General features: G+C 61.6%; 15 protein-coding genes. 6 read left to right on the top strand and 9 right to left on the bottom strand.

Annotated elements, in window-relative coordinates; genetic code table 11:
• Nucleotides 1-41: 41 nt before the first annotated feature.
• Nucleotides 42-908, bottom strand: a complete 867-nt coding sequence (locus EFB14_RS12540) for an LOG family protein (protein WP_125842073.1) — start codon at nucleotides 906-908, stop codon at nucleotides 42-44.
• A gap of 191 nt (nucleotides 909-1,099) precedes the next feature.
• Between EFB14_RS12540 and dapD the strand changes: the two genes are divergently transcribed.
• From dapD to EFB14_RS12555, 3 genes are all read left to right on the top strand, one after another.
• Nucleotides 1,100-1,960, top strand: coding sequence for a 2,3,4,5-tetrahydropyridine-2,6-dicarboxylate N-succinyltransferase (dapD, locus tag EFB14_RS12545; RefSeq protein ID WP_125842072.1), 861 nt, complete (start codon nucleotides 1,100-1,102; stop codon nucleotides 1,958-1,960).
• 102 nt (nucleotides 1,961-2,062) lie between these two features.
• Nucleotides 2,063-3,256, top strand: a complete 1,194-nt coding sequence (gene dapE, locus EFB14_RS12550) for a succinyl-diaminopimelate desuccinylase (RefSeq protein WP_126825671.1) — start codon at nucleotides 2,063-2,065, stop codon at nucleotides 3,254-3,256.
• Complete coding sequence (locus tag EFB14_RS12555) at nucleotides 3,243-3,839, top strand: hypothetical protein (protein WP_125842069.1); 597 nt, start codon at nucleotides 3,243-3,245, stop codon at nucleotides 3,837-3,839. The genes dapE and EFB14_RS12555 overlap by 14 nt, the downstream gene beginning before the upstream one ends.
• Nucleotides 3,840-3,844: 5 nt before the next feature.
• Here EFB14_RS12555 and truA read toward each other — a convergent pair whose 3' ends face one another.
• The 6 genes from truA to EFB14_RS12585 form a co-directional block, all read right to left on the bottom strand.
• Complete coding sequence (gene truA / locus EFB14_RS12560; RefSeq protein WP_125842067.1) at nucleotides 3,845-4,657, bottom strand: tRNA pseudouridine(38-40) synthase TruA; 813 nt, start codon at nucleotides 4,655-4,657, stop codon at nucleotides 3,845-3,847.
• Complete coding sequence (gene fmt, locus EFB14_RS12565; RefSeq protein WP_126825674.1) at nucleotides 4,657-5,592, bottom strand: methionyl-tRNA formyltransferase; 936 nt, start codon at nucleotides 5,590-5,592, stop codon at nucleotides 4,657-4,659. Before fmt ends, truA begins: the two co-directional genes overlap by 1 nt.
• A gap of 20 nt (nucleotides 5,593-5,612) precedes the next feature.
• Nucleotides 5,613-6,032, bottom strand: coding sequence for a type II toxin-antitoxin system VapC family toxin (locus tag EFB14_RS12570; protein ID WP_125842063.1), 420 nt, complete (start codon nucleotides 6,030-6,032; stop codon nucleotides 5,613-5,615).
• On the bottom strand, nucleotides 6,029-6,289 hold the full coding sequence (locus EFB14_RS12575; protein ID WP_125842061.1) for a FitA-like ribbon-helix-helix domain-containing protein: 261 nt from the start codon (nucleotides 6,287-6,289) through the stop codon (nucleotides 6,029-6,031). The genes EFB14_RS12570 and EFB14_RS12575 overlap by 4 nt, the downstream gene beginning before the upstream one ends.
• 65 nt (nucleotides 6,290-6,354) lie before the next feature.
• On the bottom strand, nucleotides 6,355-6,870 hold the full coding sequence (gene def, locus EFB14_RS12580) for a peptide deformylase (protein WP_125842059.1): 516 nt from the start codon (nucleotides 6,868-6,870) through the stop codon (nucleotides 6,355-6,357).
• A gap of 96 nt (nucleotides 6,871-6,966) precedes the next feature.
• Entirely contained in the window at nucleotides 6,967-8,463 is a 1,497-nt protein-coding gene (locus EFB14_RS12585) for a globin-coupled sensor protein (RefSeq protein WP_125842057.1), read from the bottom strand.
• Nucleotides 8,464-8,666: 203 nt separating this feature from the next.
• On the opposite strand from EFB14_RS12585, the gene EFB14_RS12590 reads away from it, so the two are divergent.
• The 3 genes from EFB14_RS12590 to EFB14_RS12600 all read left to right on the top strand — a co-directional run bounded on the left by EFB14_RS12590 (nucleotide 8,667) and on the right by EFB14_RS12600 (nucleotide 13,456).
• Nucleotides 8,667-9,887, top strand: coding sequence for a DNA recombination protein RmuC (locus tag EFB14_RS12590; protein ID WP_126825677.1), 1,221 nt, complete (start codon nucleotides 8,667-8,669; stop codon nucleotides 9,885-9,887).
• Between the two features lie 86 nt (nucleotides 9,888-9,973).
• Nucleotides 9,974-10,873: a ribokinase gene (locus EFB14_RS12595; protein ID WP_125842053.1), complete on the top strand. Its 900-nt coding sequence runs from the start codon at nucleotides 9,974-9,976 to the stop codon at nucleotides 10,871-10,873.
• A 243-nt stretch (nucleotides 10,874-11,116) separates the two neighbouring features.
• On the top strand, nucleotides 11,117-13,456 hold the full coding sequence (locus EFB14_RS12600) for a methyl-accepting chemotaxis protein (RefSeq protein WP_126825680.1): 2,340 nt from the start codon (nucleotides 11,117-11,119) through the stop codon (nucleotides 13,454-13,456).
• Between the two features lie 113 nt (nucleotides 13,457-13,569).
• On the opposite strand, the gene ptsN is transcribed toward EFB14_RS12600, so the two are convergent.
• On the bottom strand, nucleotides 13,570-14,034 hold the full coding sequence (gene ptsN, locus EFB14_RS12605) for a PTS IIA-like nitrogen regulatory protein PtsN (protein WP_126825683.1): 465 nt from the start codon (nucleotides 14,032-14,034) through the stop codon (nucleotides 13,570-13,572).
• A 70-nt stretch (nucleotides 14,035-14,104) separates the two neighbouring features.
• Entirely contained in the window at nucleotides 14,105-14,680 is a 576-nt protein-coding gene (gene hpf / locus EFB14_RS12610; protein ID WP_003570772.1) for a ribosome hibernation-promoting factor, HPF/YfiA family, read from the bottom strand.
• Nucleotides 14,681-14,805: the final 125 nt, after the last annotated feature.

The following is a 14,805-nucleotide window of genomic DNA, read 5'->3' on the forward strand; positions in this document are numbered from 1 at the left end:
TCTCCTATGTCTCTTGCAATAGAAATGCTGCACGCGAACCGTCATTCGCGGCGTTCGTAGAAATCCTGCACGATCTTCCACGCGGCTTCGGCCGTCTCGACGAAGCTGATCAGCTTGACGTCGTCAGGCGCGATCGTGCCGAATTCGGCCAATGCGTCGAAATTGATGATGCTCTTCCAGAATGCCTCCCCGAAGAGGATTAGGGGCAGACGCTCCATGCGGCCGGTCTGGATCAATGTCAGGCATTCGAAAAATTCGTCGAGCGTGCCGAAGCCGCCGGGGAAGACCGCGATCGCCTTGGCGCGCACCATGAAATGCATCTTGCGGATAGCGAAATAGTGGAAGTTGAAGCTGAGCTCCGGCGTGACATAGACGTTCGGCGCCTGCTCATGCGGCAAGACGATGTTGAGGCCGATCGAAGGCGCGCCCTCATCGGCCGCGCCGCGATTGCCCGCCTCCATCACGCCGGGGCCGCCGCCGGTAACGATGACATATTCGTGGAAGTTAAAGGTCGCCGAATATTTCGAGCACAACCGGGCAAACTTGCGCGCCTCGTCATAATAGACGGAAGCTGCCTCCAGATTGGCGCGCTGGATTTCGTTGCGGGCGGCCCAGGCGCTCTGGCCCGGGGCGGGAATGCGGGCGCCACCGAACATGACGACGGTTGACTTGATGCCGCGTTCGGTCAGCATCATTTCCGTCTTCATCAATTCCAACTGCAGCCGGATCGGCCGCAGTTCCTCGCGGCAGAGGAAATCCTCGTCGACATAGGCAAGGCGATACGCGGGCGACAGCGTCTGCGGCGTTTTCGGCACCGCTTCGGCGCGCTGCCGGTCGATCGAACTGCTCTTCAGCGGGTCCCAGACACCATCCTTGCGCCGCGAACCGCCGTTTCGTCCCTTCGCCATATCGAAATGCCTTTCAGTATTGCCGGCCGTGAAACCGGATATGTCGCTACAACGCCTTGAATCCAGATATGATCTTGTCCGAAAAATCATTCCGTTCTACGGGTGCATGCTGTAGAGCAGGACACACCGCCGATCGCAATTCTAGAGACTCCGCCGTCTCCACGATAAAGATCGAAGTTTAAGGAATTCTCATGAGCGCCACCGACCTCGCATCCCTCGAAAAGACCATCGAAGCCGCCTTCGACAATCGCGATAATGTGAACACGTCGACAAAGGGCGAGGTTCGCGACGCGGTCGAAGCAGCGCTCGATCTGCTCGACGCCGGCAAGGCCCGCGTGGCCGAACGCGGCGCCGACGGCGCCTGGACGGTGAACCAGTGGCTGAAGAAGGCCGTGCTGCTTTCCTTCCGCCTGAACGACATGGACGTGGTCAAAGGCGGCTCGGGCAATTCCACCTGGTGGGACAAGGTTCCTTCGAAATTCGAGGGCTGGGGCGAGAATCATTTCCGCGCCGCCGGCTTCCGCGCCGTGCCCAACTGCGTCGTGCGCCGCTCGGCCTATATCGCGCCCAACGCGATCCTGATGCCGTCCTTCGTCAATCTTGGCGCCTATGTCGGCGAAGGCACGATGGTCGACACCTGGGCAACGGTCGGTTCCTGCGCGCAGATCGGCAAGCATGTGCACCTGTCCGGCGGCGTCGGCATCGGCGGCGTGCTGGAACCGATGCAGGCCGGCCCGACGATCATCGAGGACAATTGCTTCATCGGCGCCCGTTCCGAGGTGGTCGAAGGCTGCATCATCCGCGAAGGCTCCGTACTCGGCATGGGCGTCTTCATCGGCAAGTCGACCAAGATCGTCGATCGCGCCACCGGCGAGGTGATGTACGGCGAAGTGCCGCCCTACTCGGTCGTCGTCGCCGGCTCGATGCCGTCTGGCAATGCGACGATGGCAAATGGCCTGCAGGCGCCGCATCTCTACTGCGCCGTCATCGTCAAGCGCGTCGATGAAAAGACCCGCTCCAAAACCGGCATCAACGAGCTGCTCAGAGATTGATGACATCTGGACGTTGATCCGGTAAACAGACGGCGTCCTTTTAGGCGAGGCGGCTCCCGCCTTGCCATGTCTTTGCCATTCCCGCCGGATAGTTCGACCGCCATGACCGCTACCGACCCCGTCGTCAATCTGCAGGCGCTGATTCGCTGCCCCTCCGTGACACCAGCGGAAGGCGGCGCGCTCTCAACGCTCGACGCAATGCTTTCGCCGCTCGGCTTCAAGATCGACAGGGTGAAGGCGAGCGAGGCCGGCACGCCTGATATCGAGAACCTCTATGCGCGCCTCGGCGGCGACGGCCCGCACCTGATGTTTGCCGGCCATACCGATGTCGTACCCGTCGGCGACGAAGCCGCCTGGACGCATCCGCCCTTTGCCGCCGAGATTTCGAAGGGCGAGCTTTTTGGTCGGGGCGCAGTCGACATGAAGGGCGGCATCGCCTGCTTCGTCGCCGCCGTCGCCCGCCACATCGAAAAGAACGGACCGCCCAAGGGCTCGATTTCCTTCCTGATCACCGGCGACGAAGAAGGCCCGGCGATCAACGGCACGATCAAGCTCCTGCAATGGGCGGCCGAACGCGGCGAGCGCTGGGATGCCTGCCTCGTCGGCGAGCCGACCAATCCGGATCACCTCGGCGACATGATCAAGATCGGCCGGCGCGGCTCGATGTCCGGCAAAATCACCGTGCATGGCGTACAGGGCCATGCGGCCTATCCGCACCTTGCCGACAATCCGGTGCGCGGCATGCTGCAGCTGACGCATGCGCTGATGGATCCACCCTTCGATGGCGGCACCAACGATTTCCAGCCGTCGAACCTCGAGGTGACCACGATCGATGTCGGCAATCCCGCGACGAACGTCATTCCGGCGAAGGCATCAGCAAGTTTCAACATCCGCTTCAACGACAGCTGGACGGTGGAGACGCTGCGGGCGGAGATCCTGCGCCGTCTCGATACTGCCGCCAAGGACGGCGCGCTCAGGCCGGGCCGGGAGCCAGTGAAATACGACATCGTCTGGGCCGACCGGCCAAGCCATGTCTTCCTCACGCGCAACAACGGCCTGATTGCCTCGCTGTCATCAGCCATTGAGAGCGTGACCGGCCGGTCGCCGGCGCTTTCCACCACCGGCGGCACGTCGGATGCGCGCTTCATCAAGGATTATTGCCCCGTGGTCGAGTTCGGTCTCGTCGGCCAGACGATGCACATGGTCGACGAGCGCGTCGCGGTGTCCGATCTGGAAATGCTGACGGCGATCTACGAAACGTTCATCGCGCGCTGGTTCGCCAATGCCGGGTCTTAGGGAAGTTCAATACTATCTGGCCGGCCTTTGGCTGCTGATCCGGTTGGACCCCCGCGGCTTCCGCTTCCTCGACATATCGGAGCGCGGCGTCAACCGCTCGTTCTGGGCAATAGCCTGGTGCCTGCCGCCGATGGGTATTTCCTGGCTCTGGCTGCGCCAGGCCTTCCTGCGCTTGATGCCGCCGAACGCCGATGTCGGCTTCGCTTTCTACTTCCGGCTCGGCCTCGTCGAAGTCGCCAACTGGTTCGTGCCGCTGGTCTTTGCCGGGCTGCTGATGCTTGCCTTCCGCATGGGCGAGCGCTTCGCGCCTGTCGTCGTCAGCGTCAACTGGCTCTGGGTGCCGCTCTCCTATATTGACGGGCTGCTGCTGGCGCTTGTGTTTTTCCTGCCCGGTGCCGTCGGCTTTGTCTCCCTGCTGGGGCTCGCCTTCATGCTTGCGCGGGTTTTCGTGCTGGCGCGCATTCTCCGGATGATCTGCCAAGGCCACGCGCTGATGGTCGGCGCTCTGACGCTGGTGCTGCTTGTGCCGTCGATGATCCTTTCGGAATATCTACAGCACTTCCTCGGCATCTTTCCCATCTGATCAAGCTACGGCAAATCGTCATTCTCATCGGCATCGGTATCGCTGACCGGTCTGCGGCGGTCGGTGATCACCTCGGGATAATCCACCTGCATGAAGTAAAGGCCTTCCGGCGGCGCCACCGGGCCGCAAGCCTTGCGATTCTGCGCCTCGAGCGCTGCCTGCACATCCTCCGGCGTCCATTTGCCCTCGCCGGCGAGTTTCAGCGTGCCGGCGAAGGACCGGATCTGATTGTGGAGGAAGCTCTGCGCCGTGGCGCGGATCTCGATCAGCTCGCCGTTGCGCGTCACATCCAGCCGGTCGAGCGTACGCACGGGGCTGTGCGCCTGGCAATGGGCGGAACGGAACGTGGAGAAGTCGTGCCTGCCGACGAGTTTCTGCGCGGCGGCATGCATGACTGCGTGGTCGAGCGCCTTCGGCACCCACCAGGCCTTGCCGGCTTCGAGCGCCAGCGGCGCCCGGCGGCTGACGATGCGGTAGAGGTAATGGCGTCTCATTGCGGAGAAGCGAGCGTCGAAGAATTCGGGAACCGCCTCGACGTCAAGAATGGAGACGAGCTCGCCGGCGAGCCTCAGATGTGCGTTCAAGGCGTTCTGCAGCTTGTAGGGCGACCAATCCTTCGAAAGATCGGCATGGATCACCTGTCCTATGGCGTGGACGCCGGAATCGGTGCGTCCGGCGCCGCGGACAGACACCGTCTCGCCGGTCAGCGACAGCACCGCCGCTTCGATCGCGCCTTGTACCGAGGGACCGTTCTCCTGCCGCTGCCAGCCGACATAGGGGCCGCCGTCATATTCGACGGTCATGCGAAACCGCGGCATCAGGAAAGCCTCATGCCCGCTGCAAGCGGCGTGCCCCTGAGAAAATCGGCCGCAGCCAGCGCCTTGCCGCCCGCCTTCTGCAGCCTGGTCAACCGCACCGCGCCCGAGCCGCAGGCAACCACGAGATCATACGTCAGCAATTGCCCGGCAGCACCCTGCCCTTCTGCCAGCTCGGAAGCCAGCACCTTCACCCGCTCCGGCTTGCCACCGATCTCAAGCTCGAACCAGGCACCGGGAAATGGCGCGAGGCCACGGATATGATTGTGCACTTCCCTGGCGTTCCTGGAAAAATCGATGCGGGTCTCGGCCTTGTCGATCTTGGCGGCATAAAGCACGCCCTCTTCCGGCTGCGGCGTCAGCGGCAGATCATTCATCTCCAGCTTCACCATGGCTTCCGCCATCGCCTTGGCGCCGGTGAGCATCAGCCGGTCGTGCAATTCGCCAGCAGTCATATTGGGGCCTATCTCGACTTCGCGGGTGAGTGCCACGGCGCCGGTATCGAGACCCTTGTCCATTTTCATCACCATCATGCCGGTCTTCGTGTCACCCGCCATGATCGCCCGCTGGATGGGAGCAGCACCCCGCCAGCGCGGCAGCAGCGAGGCATGGCCGTTATAGCAGCCATCCCGAGTACCGTTCAAAATCGCCTCCGGCAGCAACAGCCCGTAGGCAACGACGACGCCGACATCGGCATTGAAGGCGCGAAATCTGTCGCGCTCCTCGGGGTCCTTGAAATTGACCGGCGTGAAGACTGGAAGACCAAGCAATTCAGCTGCCTGATGCACCGGCGATTTCTGCAAATCGAGTCCGCGCCGGCCGCCTGGCCGCGGCGGCTGGGTATAGACGGCGACGATGCTGTGCCCGGCGTCGACGAGCAGGCGCAAGGTCGGAACCGAGAACTCCGGCGTTCCCATGAAGATGATGCGAAGAGACATTCTATCTCACTAAATGAAGATCAGCCGTCTTCAAACGGGTTTACGAGCTTGAGATCAAGCCCCTCGAAATCTCTGGTGTTGCGAGTGGCGAGCGTCGCGCCGTTTGCAAGGCAGATGGCGGCAATCATGGCATCCTTCGTTTCCATCGGCCGCCCCGCCTTTCTACGCTCCGCGGCCACCAGGCCATAGCGGTTCGCCGCGCTCAGGGAGAAGCCGAGTATACGGCCTGAAAATTCCGACTCGATCCGATTGAAGTCGGAGATCAACGCCGTCTTTCGCCTGCCATCGTCAAGGAGTTCAAGACCGTAACGCATTTCTGCGACGACGATCGTCGTCAGGAAAAGCGTCTCAACGTCGTAAGCGTCCAGCCAGTTCAATATCCGCTCGCTGTGGGTTTTCCCCTGCAATTCGGAAATCACATTCGTATCGAGAACGATCATGTCTCGAAACGCGGCGGTTCGCGGTCGAGTTCATGGCGAGATGCGGCGATTGCTTCCACTTCTTCATCGCTCAGTCTCTCTTCGCCCATGAGAAAGCGCAGGCGCTGTCCGGCGGAAACGCCTGCGCGCTTCACCGCAATCTGCTGACGGATGATTTCGATCGCCTCTTCCGAAAGGCTGCGACCGTTGCGCTGTGCGCTTTCCTGAAGCTGCCGCTTCATCGCATCCGGAACGTCTCGAATAAGCAGGTCACCCATTCGGCACCTCCATCATGATATCGATGATATCATAGTGCCTCGCCGGTGATTTTTCAACGACCCACTCAGAGCGCCTTCGACTTTGCCGCTTTGCTGAATTTCTTGATCACCATTTCCCGCTTCAGCCGCGAGATGTGATCGATGAACAGCACGCCGTTCAGGTGGTCGATCTCGTGCTGCAGGCAGGTGGCGAGCAGGCCGTCAGCCTCTACCGTCTGTTCCTTGCCGTTCCGGTCGAGATATTTGACCGAGACGACTGCCGGGCGCTCGACCTCGGCATAATAATCCGGAATCGACAGGCAGCCTTCCTCGTAGACGGAGCGCTCGTCGGAGGATTTGACGATCTCCGGGTTGATGAAAACCTGCGGCTGTTTTTCCTCGCCCTCGCGCGACACGTCGATGACGAGCATGCGGCGCGGCACGCCGATCTGGATTGCGGCAAGGCCGATGCCCGGCGCGTCGTACATGGTTTCCAGCATGTCGTCGGCAAGGCGTTGCAGGTCGGCATCCACCCGCTCGATCGGCTTGGATAGCTGGCGGAGAACGGGATCGGGAAGAATGATGAGTGGCTTGATGGTCATGGCGTTCCCATAACCCATCTTTTCCGACTATGGAATTATCCGGCAGGCGGGGATTGCGCTTTTTTGCATCCCCACCTGGAATTTCGCCATATTCGCTTAGGCGGCCCGGCGGACAGCGACCGCGGAACGGCCATCCGCCCGGGCGCGGAAGCGCCGCAGAAGCTCGATCAGGTTCTCCACCTCGTCCTTGAGACGGCGGGTTTCGGCCGAGGTGTGCTCGACCATGCCTGAATTCTGCTGGGTGATTTCGCCCATGCTGCGGATCGCCACGCTGACCTCGTTGACGCCGGTCGCCTGATCGCGGGCGGCGGCGGCAATATCGGCGACGAACCGGTTGATGATGTCGATGCGGCTGATCATGTCGTTCAGCGCCTCGCCGGTGCTGGAGACGATGCCGACACCCTGGTTGACCTGGGTTGAGCTCTGCGAGATCAGGTTCTTGATCTCCTTGGCGGCGTCGGCCGTGCGCTGGGCGAGTTGGCGGACTTCTTGGGCGACGACCGCAAAACCCTTGCCGGCATCGCCGGCGCGCGCCGCCTCGACGCCGGCATTCAGAGCCAGAAGATTGGTCTGGAAGGCAATCTCGTCGATGACCCCGATGATCTTGGAGATCTCGGTCGAGGATTTTTCGATGCCGGCCATCGCCGAGACGGCGCTGGTGACGAGTTCGCCTGAGTTCTTTGCCTTCTGCTGCGTCTCGCGCACGGCGCCCGAAGCCTTCTCGGCATTGGCGGCTGTCTGGCCGACGCTGACGGAAAGCTGCTGCAGGGCCGCCGAACTCTCCTCGACGCCCGCCGCCTGCTGGGCGGTGCGCAGCGCCAGATCGTTGGTCGCGTTAGAAATGACGTCGGCGCCGCTCATAATATGGCCCGAGGTCTCGCGCACGGACGCGAAGGACTGTCGAAGGGCGCTGACGGCGCGATTATAGTCCTCGGCCATCTGCTTGAAATTGCCCGGCAGGTCGGTCGGCAGCGTGGCTTCGAGATCACCGTTCGAGAGCGCTTCCAGACCACGGCGCAATTGCTCCAGCGCCATCGCCTGGTCGGATTCGGCCTGTGTGCGCTCCTCCTCCAATGCACGGCGCTTGGCTTCGAGCGTTTCCAGGTAGACCGAGATGGAATAATCCATGTCGAGCATGCCGGCCTTGATGACCGCCGACAACTTCTCGGCCAGCAGCTTGCCCTGCTTGCGCGCGAAGACCGAAGGCCACTGCTTCTCCATGATGCCTTTGACGAGTTCCGACATGACGATGGCGTAGCCCCCGATATACCAGCGCGGCTCCAGCCCGATGCGGGCATGCGTGCGGCCGACGGCGGTCACACCTGCGACATAGCTCTCGTCGAAGGTGCCGCCGGCGAGATTGGCCCAATGATCCTGCTGGCGCTTCTTGGCATGGCCCATATGAGACTTGTCGGCAAAAAAGCCGGCAACGGCGGAGGTCCTGGCGATCTTGGCGTAGAATTTGTCGAGGGCGTCGCCAATCAGCTCCGATATGACAGGGCGCAGATCCCGCATCGACTTGCGCGCCGCCTCATCCAGTTCGATGAAATCGAGGCGCTGCCTGAGGGCATTGTCGGTCTGCTGGGACGTCATGGGGATCTCTATACTTGGCGCAAGCGCGCGGGAGGGAATTTCTGCGCCACAGGTTTTGGCGAATATAGTTGAGCAATCGTTAAACTAGGCGGCGATTTCTTCCGATGAACGAGGAATCACTGCTGCTTGCGAAGATATTGGGGAGCGCCAATTCTGTTCACGTTTTGATCTAGATATCGCCATCTCTTCTGTTATGGTTTGGAATGACTAGTCATTCCGATTCGCTCACTCTTTCCCTTGCGTCGATCAGCCCGGCCATGCTGGCGCTTGCCGGCGGGGTTCTCGCTGCCCTCGTCCTGCTGGTGATCGTCCTTCTCCTGCACGGTGCCAGCCTTCGCCGCGAGCAGGCGGAAGAGGCAAGCTTTCGCGCTGGGGAAAGCGAGGCGCGCATGGCCGAGCTTTTGAAGATCCAGGCGGAAATGCAGGGCCGCATCGCGGCGATGACCGAGGTTTTCGGTGCGCGGCAGAGCGAACTCAACCAGACGATCAACCAACGCCTCGACGGCATGACGCAGCGCGTCAGTTCGACGATCACCGAGCAGACAAAATCGACGCACGAGAACCTGCAGCGGTTGCAGGAGCGGCTGGCGGTCATCGATGCCGCGCAGAACAATATCCAGACGCTCGCCAAGGATGTCGTCGGGCTGCAGGCCATTCTCTCCAACAAGCAAACGCGCGGCGCCTTCGGCCAGTCGCGCATGGAAACCATCATCGCCGACGGCCTGCCGAGGGGCGCCTATTCCTTCCAGCCGACGCTTTCCAACGGCTCGCGGCCGGACTGCACGATCCGCATGCCGAACGACGCGCCGTCGCTGGTGATCGACGCGAAATTCCCGCTCGAAGCCTGGAACGCGATTCGTGATGCGGGCAGCCCCGAGGCCGGCAAGATCGCAAGCCAGCAGTTCCGCCGCGACATGGAAGTCCATATCCGGGATATTTCCGAGAAATATCTGATCCAGGGCGAAACCCAGGATACGGCTTTTCTCTTCGTGCCGTCCGAATCGATCTTCGCCGAGGTCCACGAAAATTTCGAGCCGGTGGTGCAGAAGGCGCATCGTTCACGCATCGTCATCGTCTCGCCGTCGCTGCTGATGCTGTCGATCCAGGTCATCCAGGCTGTTCTCAAGGATCAGCGCATGCGGGCGCAGGCACATCTGATCCAGGGTGAGGTGGCCCTACTGATGGATGATCTCGGCCGTCTCGACGAGCGGGTGCGCAAGCTGCAGGGCCATTTCGCCATGGCGCAGAAAGATATCGACATGGTGGTCACGTCAGCCGACAAGCTTACCAAGCGCGGTGCCAAGATCGAAGGGCTGGAATTCGAGGCGAGCGATGGCAAGCCGGCCCGCGACAGCGAGCCTGCAACCAAATCAATGGAAAGCCGCACCGGCCTCCTCAAGCTGCGGGTGGTTGACGAGGAGTGACCGCTTCGGGCAGTGTCGCGCCTGCAATTCTATCGAAGAGTTGGAGCATGCTGTCGCCCGCAAGCTCCAGATGACGAGGCATCTTCATGATTACAGTTTTCGGGTCCATCAACATGGATCTCATCGCCACGACCGAGCGCCTGCCGAAGCCCGGCGAAACCGTGGCCGGCAATGGCTTTGCCACGGCCGCCGGCGGTAAGGGCGCCAACCAGGCGCTGGCGGCGCGCCGCGCCGGCTGCACTGTGCATATGGCCGGCGCCGTCGGCAAGGATGCCTTCGCCGCAGATGCCCTTGCCCTGCTCGATGATGCGGGAACCGACCTTTCTCTCGTCAGCCATGTCGATGGTCCCACGGGCACGGCGCTGATCCTTGTCGGCGGCGACGGGGAAAACATGATTGCCGTCGTTCCCGGCGCCAACGGCCTCGTAACACCCGCCGATGCCGAAACGGCGGTCGGCGGCATGAAGGGAGGCGATATCCTGATGCTGCAGCTTGAAGTGCCCGTTACGGCCGTCGAGCGCGCACTGTCGGCCGCCCGCGCCAAAGGGGTCACCAGCATTCTCAACCTCGCTCCGCTGATCCCCGATGCGCCGCGTCTTGGCCGGCTGGCCGATATCGTCATTGCCAATGAGACCGAATTCGAGCGGCTTGCAGGACAGAACGGTATGGACGCAGCCGCGCGCGAGGTAGCGCTGATCCGCCTGCATCAGGAGACCGGCCAGACGCTGATCGTGACGCTTGGCGGCGACGGGGTCATCGCCATTCGCGACGGGGCGATTTCAAGAGCTCAGGGCTTGGTGATCGAACCTGTCGATACGGTCGGCGCGGGAGACACCTTCTGCGGCTATTTCGCCGCGAGCCTCGATGACGGGCTCGATTTCGCCTCGGCGCTGCGCCGCGCGGCCGTTGCAGGTTCGCTCGCCTGCCTCAAGGCCGGAGCGCAGCCTTCGATCCCCTCGAGCAAGGACGTCGCAGACAGGATATAGCTCCGTCTCTTTTGCGAAGCCGCAAAATGGGGCCCTTAATTTTAAGGGAATTCCTGTGATTTTCCCTGGGCAAGCTACTAAAGTTTCATTCAAATTTAAGAGATCTCTGGCGATGTTGCCCGTGGTCGCCGGCTACTCCTGCTTTTGAGATCCGGCCATCCACGCGGCTACTCCATGACGGAGCGAGGCCTTTGCTCCTGCGCCGGAGAATGCCCATTCGGCGCATCCCTGCCCGAGGACCCTATGTTCATTTTTCGTATGAAATCGCTTGCGGCGAAGCTCATCGTCATCACAGGCATCGCCATCGCGCTTGTTCTCATCGTTTCGAACTTTTTCCTCATCGGCCAGACCCGGGATCGCGTCCAGACGCTGACGATGGACCAGGCCAATCTCGAGGCAAAATCGATCGCCAATGAAATCGCTGCCAATGTCGGCGAACTCGCCAGCGCCGCGCGCACTATGTCCGGCGTCATCGGCCGTGGCCACGAAGGCAAATCGCTCGATCGCAAGGGCACGATCAACGTGCTGAAGGCCAACCTCGAACAGAATGCCTTCGCCTTCGGCAGCTGGTTCTGCGAACAGCTCGGCGCGCTCGACGGCAAGACCACGGAGATCGCCAACAATAATAACGAAGGTACCAACAAGAACGGCGCCTTCACGCCCTACTGGTCGAAGACCAAGGATGGCGGCATCCAGTATTCGACCTTCGACAACGATTATACGTCCGAATGGTGGAAGCTTGCCGCCGACAGCGGCAAGGGCGCAATCACGACGCCTTATCTGGCCCAAGGGACTGACGTGCCGACGTTGCTGACCTCGATCGCCTATCCGGTCATGTCGGGCGGCAAGATGATCGGCGTCGGCGGCGTGGACATCTCGCTGAAATCGCTGACCGACAAGCTGCAAGCGCTACACCCTTTCGGCTCCGGCCGCGTGACGCTGCTGGCGCAGAACGGCACCTGGGTCGTCGCACCTGTCGCCGACCTTATGAGCAAGGAATATGGCGGCGAGGGCGCTGACGTCGTCAAATCGGCTTTGTCGGGCAAGCAGCCCGGCCTTATCCGCGACCTCACCAATGACGGCAGCGATCCCTTCGACCGCGTCGTCTATCCATTCGCGGTTCCGGGCGTCAACGCCACCTGGGTCGTGCTCGTCGACGTGCCGCATACGGCGATCAATGCGCCAGTGCGAGACCAGACCTTTATGATGATCGTCAACGGCCTCATCGTGCTCGGCGCCGTGATGCTCGCGCTCTATTTCGCCGTCCGTTCGTTCGTACAGCGGCCGCTCGGCGGCCTCGTCGCCAGCGTCAAGGCGCTCAGCGCCGGAGAATATTCCGAACCGGTCGCAGCCCAGGATCGCACCGACGAAATCGGTTCGGTCGCCAAGGCGCTTGAAGGCTTCCGCTTCAAACTCGCCGACTCCAGGCGCCTCGAAAGCGAGGCCGCCGACCAGCGGCAGGCCGCCGAGGCCGAGCGCGGCCGTTCGGAATCGGAGCGCCAGGAATCGGTATCGCTGCAGCGCCGTATCGTCTCGATCGTCGGCGCCGGGCTTTCTGAGCTGTCGCAGGGCAATCTGGGTTACCGCATCGCCGACGACTTCCCCGGCGAATACGGCAAGCTGAAGCAGGATTTCAACGCCGCCCTTGCCAGCCTCGAAGAGACCATCAACACGATGACCTTCAGCGTCGCCAATATCGGCTCCGGCACCGGCGAAATCAGCAACAGCGCTTCCGACCTCGCCAAGCGCACTGAACAGCAGGCGGCAAGCCTGGAAGAGACGGCGGCTGCACTCAACGAGCTCACCGCGCAGGTCGATTCCAGCGCCGAGAATGCCCGCACGGCCGCCGACAACGTCAATCTCGCCTGCCAGGATGCCGAGAGATCAGGCGAAGTGGTGCAGAAGGCGATCGCCTCGATGCAGGGGATCGAACAGTCCTCGACCGAGGTTTCGCGGATCATCGGCGTCATCGACGAGATCGCCTTCCAGACGAACCTGCTGGCGCTGAATGCCGGCGTCGAGGCCGCCCGCGCAGGCGAAGCCGGCAAGGGCTTTGCGGTCGTCGCCCAGGAGGTGCGGGAACTCGCGCAGCGTTCGGCCAATGCCGCCAAGGAGATCAAGACGCTGATCAACACCTCGGCCGTCCAGGTCAAGGAAGGCGTCGATCTCGTCGGGCGCGCCGGCGGCACTCTGCACAAGATCGCCGAACAGGTAATGGGCATCAACGGCCTCATCCGGCAGATTTCCGCATCGGCCAGCGAACAGGCCGTCGGCCTGAAGGAAATCAACCAGGCCATGAACCAGATGGACCAGGTGACGCAGCAGAACGCGGCGATGGTGGAGGAAGCGACGGCCGCAAGCGTGGCCCTCAACGACGAGGCGCAGACACTGAAGGCACTCGCCACCCGCTTCAGGGTCTCGGGTTCCAGCAACGCCAAAGCTCTCGCCTCGGTCGCGCAGCAGATGCGTACGCCTGTTGCCGCAGCGCCTTCGTATCGAGCTGCCCCGCCGGCTCCCCGTCGCGCGGCTGCCGCATCCCGTGGCTCGACCGCCGTGGCGCAGGACAGCTGGGAAGAGTTCTGAGCGCTCAACCGCTTACAGTAAAAAAGGCGCCTGAGAGATCGGGCGCCTTTCGCATTCGGGGGTGATGAGGCAGGTCTTATCGCAAACCGCTGCACAGATTTGCGCGATCCGCATCAGGCGGCGTTCGACGTCTGCTCTTGGTTGAGGAAAGCGTAGATCGCCGAGGCGGAATCGGTCGCGCGCAATTTTGCGACCAGATCATGATCGCGCAGAACGCGGGCGATACGCGACAAGGCCTTGAGATGATCGGCGCCGGCACCCTCGGGCGCAAGCAGCAGGAACACCAGATCGACCGGCTGGTCGTCGAGCGCCTCGAAATCGACCGGCTGATCCAGCCGGGCGAAAATGCCGACGATCGAATGGATGTTCACCAGCTTACCGTGGGGGATGGCGATGCCGTTGCCGACGCCCGTTGAGCCCAGGCGCTCGCGCTGCAGGATGACGTCAAAGATCTCCCGCTCGGAAAGCCCCGTGATTCTGGAGGCTCTTGCTGCCAATTCCTGAAGCAACTGTTTCTTGGAATTTACTCTGAGGGCGGGAATGATCGCATCCTGATGGAGCAAATCTGCCAATGCCATTTCTTTTTCCTTCTGTCACCGGGATCAGATGAAGGAGCGGCGGCAATCACCGCCGCTCATCGTCCTGATCTCAGCCTTTGATATTGGCTGAATCGATCCAGCCAATATTTCCGTCGTGCCGACGGTAAACAATGTTCAAATGTTCCTTGCCGGGGCTGCGGAACAGGAGAAGCGGCTCGTCGGTCATGTCGAGCGCCATCACGGCGGTGGCGACCGACATGGTCTTCAGCTGCTTCGTGCTTTCAGCGACGATCGCTGGGGCGAAATCGTCGGGAATTTCATCTTCGTGATCAGGAACGGAATCCATGACCGTGTAGGAGACTTCTGCAAAACCGTTCAGATGGTTTCCGGCGTGATGGTCCTTCAGCTTCCGCTTGTAGCGGCGCAGACGCTTTTCGATGCGCTCCGAAGCGGCGTCGAAAGCAAGCTGAGGATCAGTCGCTTCGCCGGCAGCATGCAACACGACGCCACTGTCGAGATGAAGCTTGCAATCTGCGGAAAAACGGGAACTCGCCTTTTCCACGGTGACCTGGCCGGAATACCCCCCGTCGAAGTATTTCGTGATGGCCATACCAATTTGGTCCTCGATCTTTTGACGGAACGATTCACCAATTTCCATATGTTTCCCGGATACACGCACACTCATGGAGTTTCCCTTCTTTATGGTCGTTTGCGGGTATCAGTTTACGCCAAGCCTCAGGTTCATCCAAGCACTTCGCGCAATCTCAAGCAAGATCGCTTAAGCCTGAGGGTCCTTGGCGCCCTTGGGAT

Source organism: Rhizobium fabae, assembly GCF_003985135.1.
GTDB lineage: Bacteria > Pseudomonadota > Alphaproteobacteria > Rhizobiales > Rhizobiaceae > Rhizobium > Rhizobium pisi.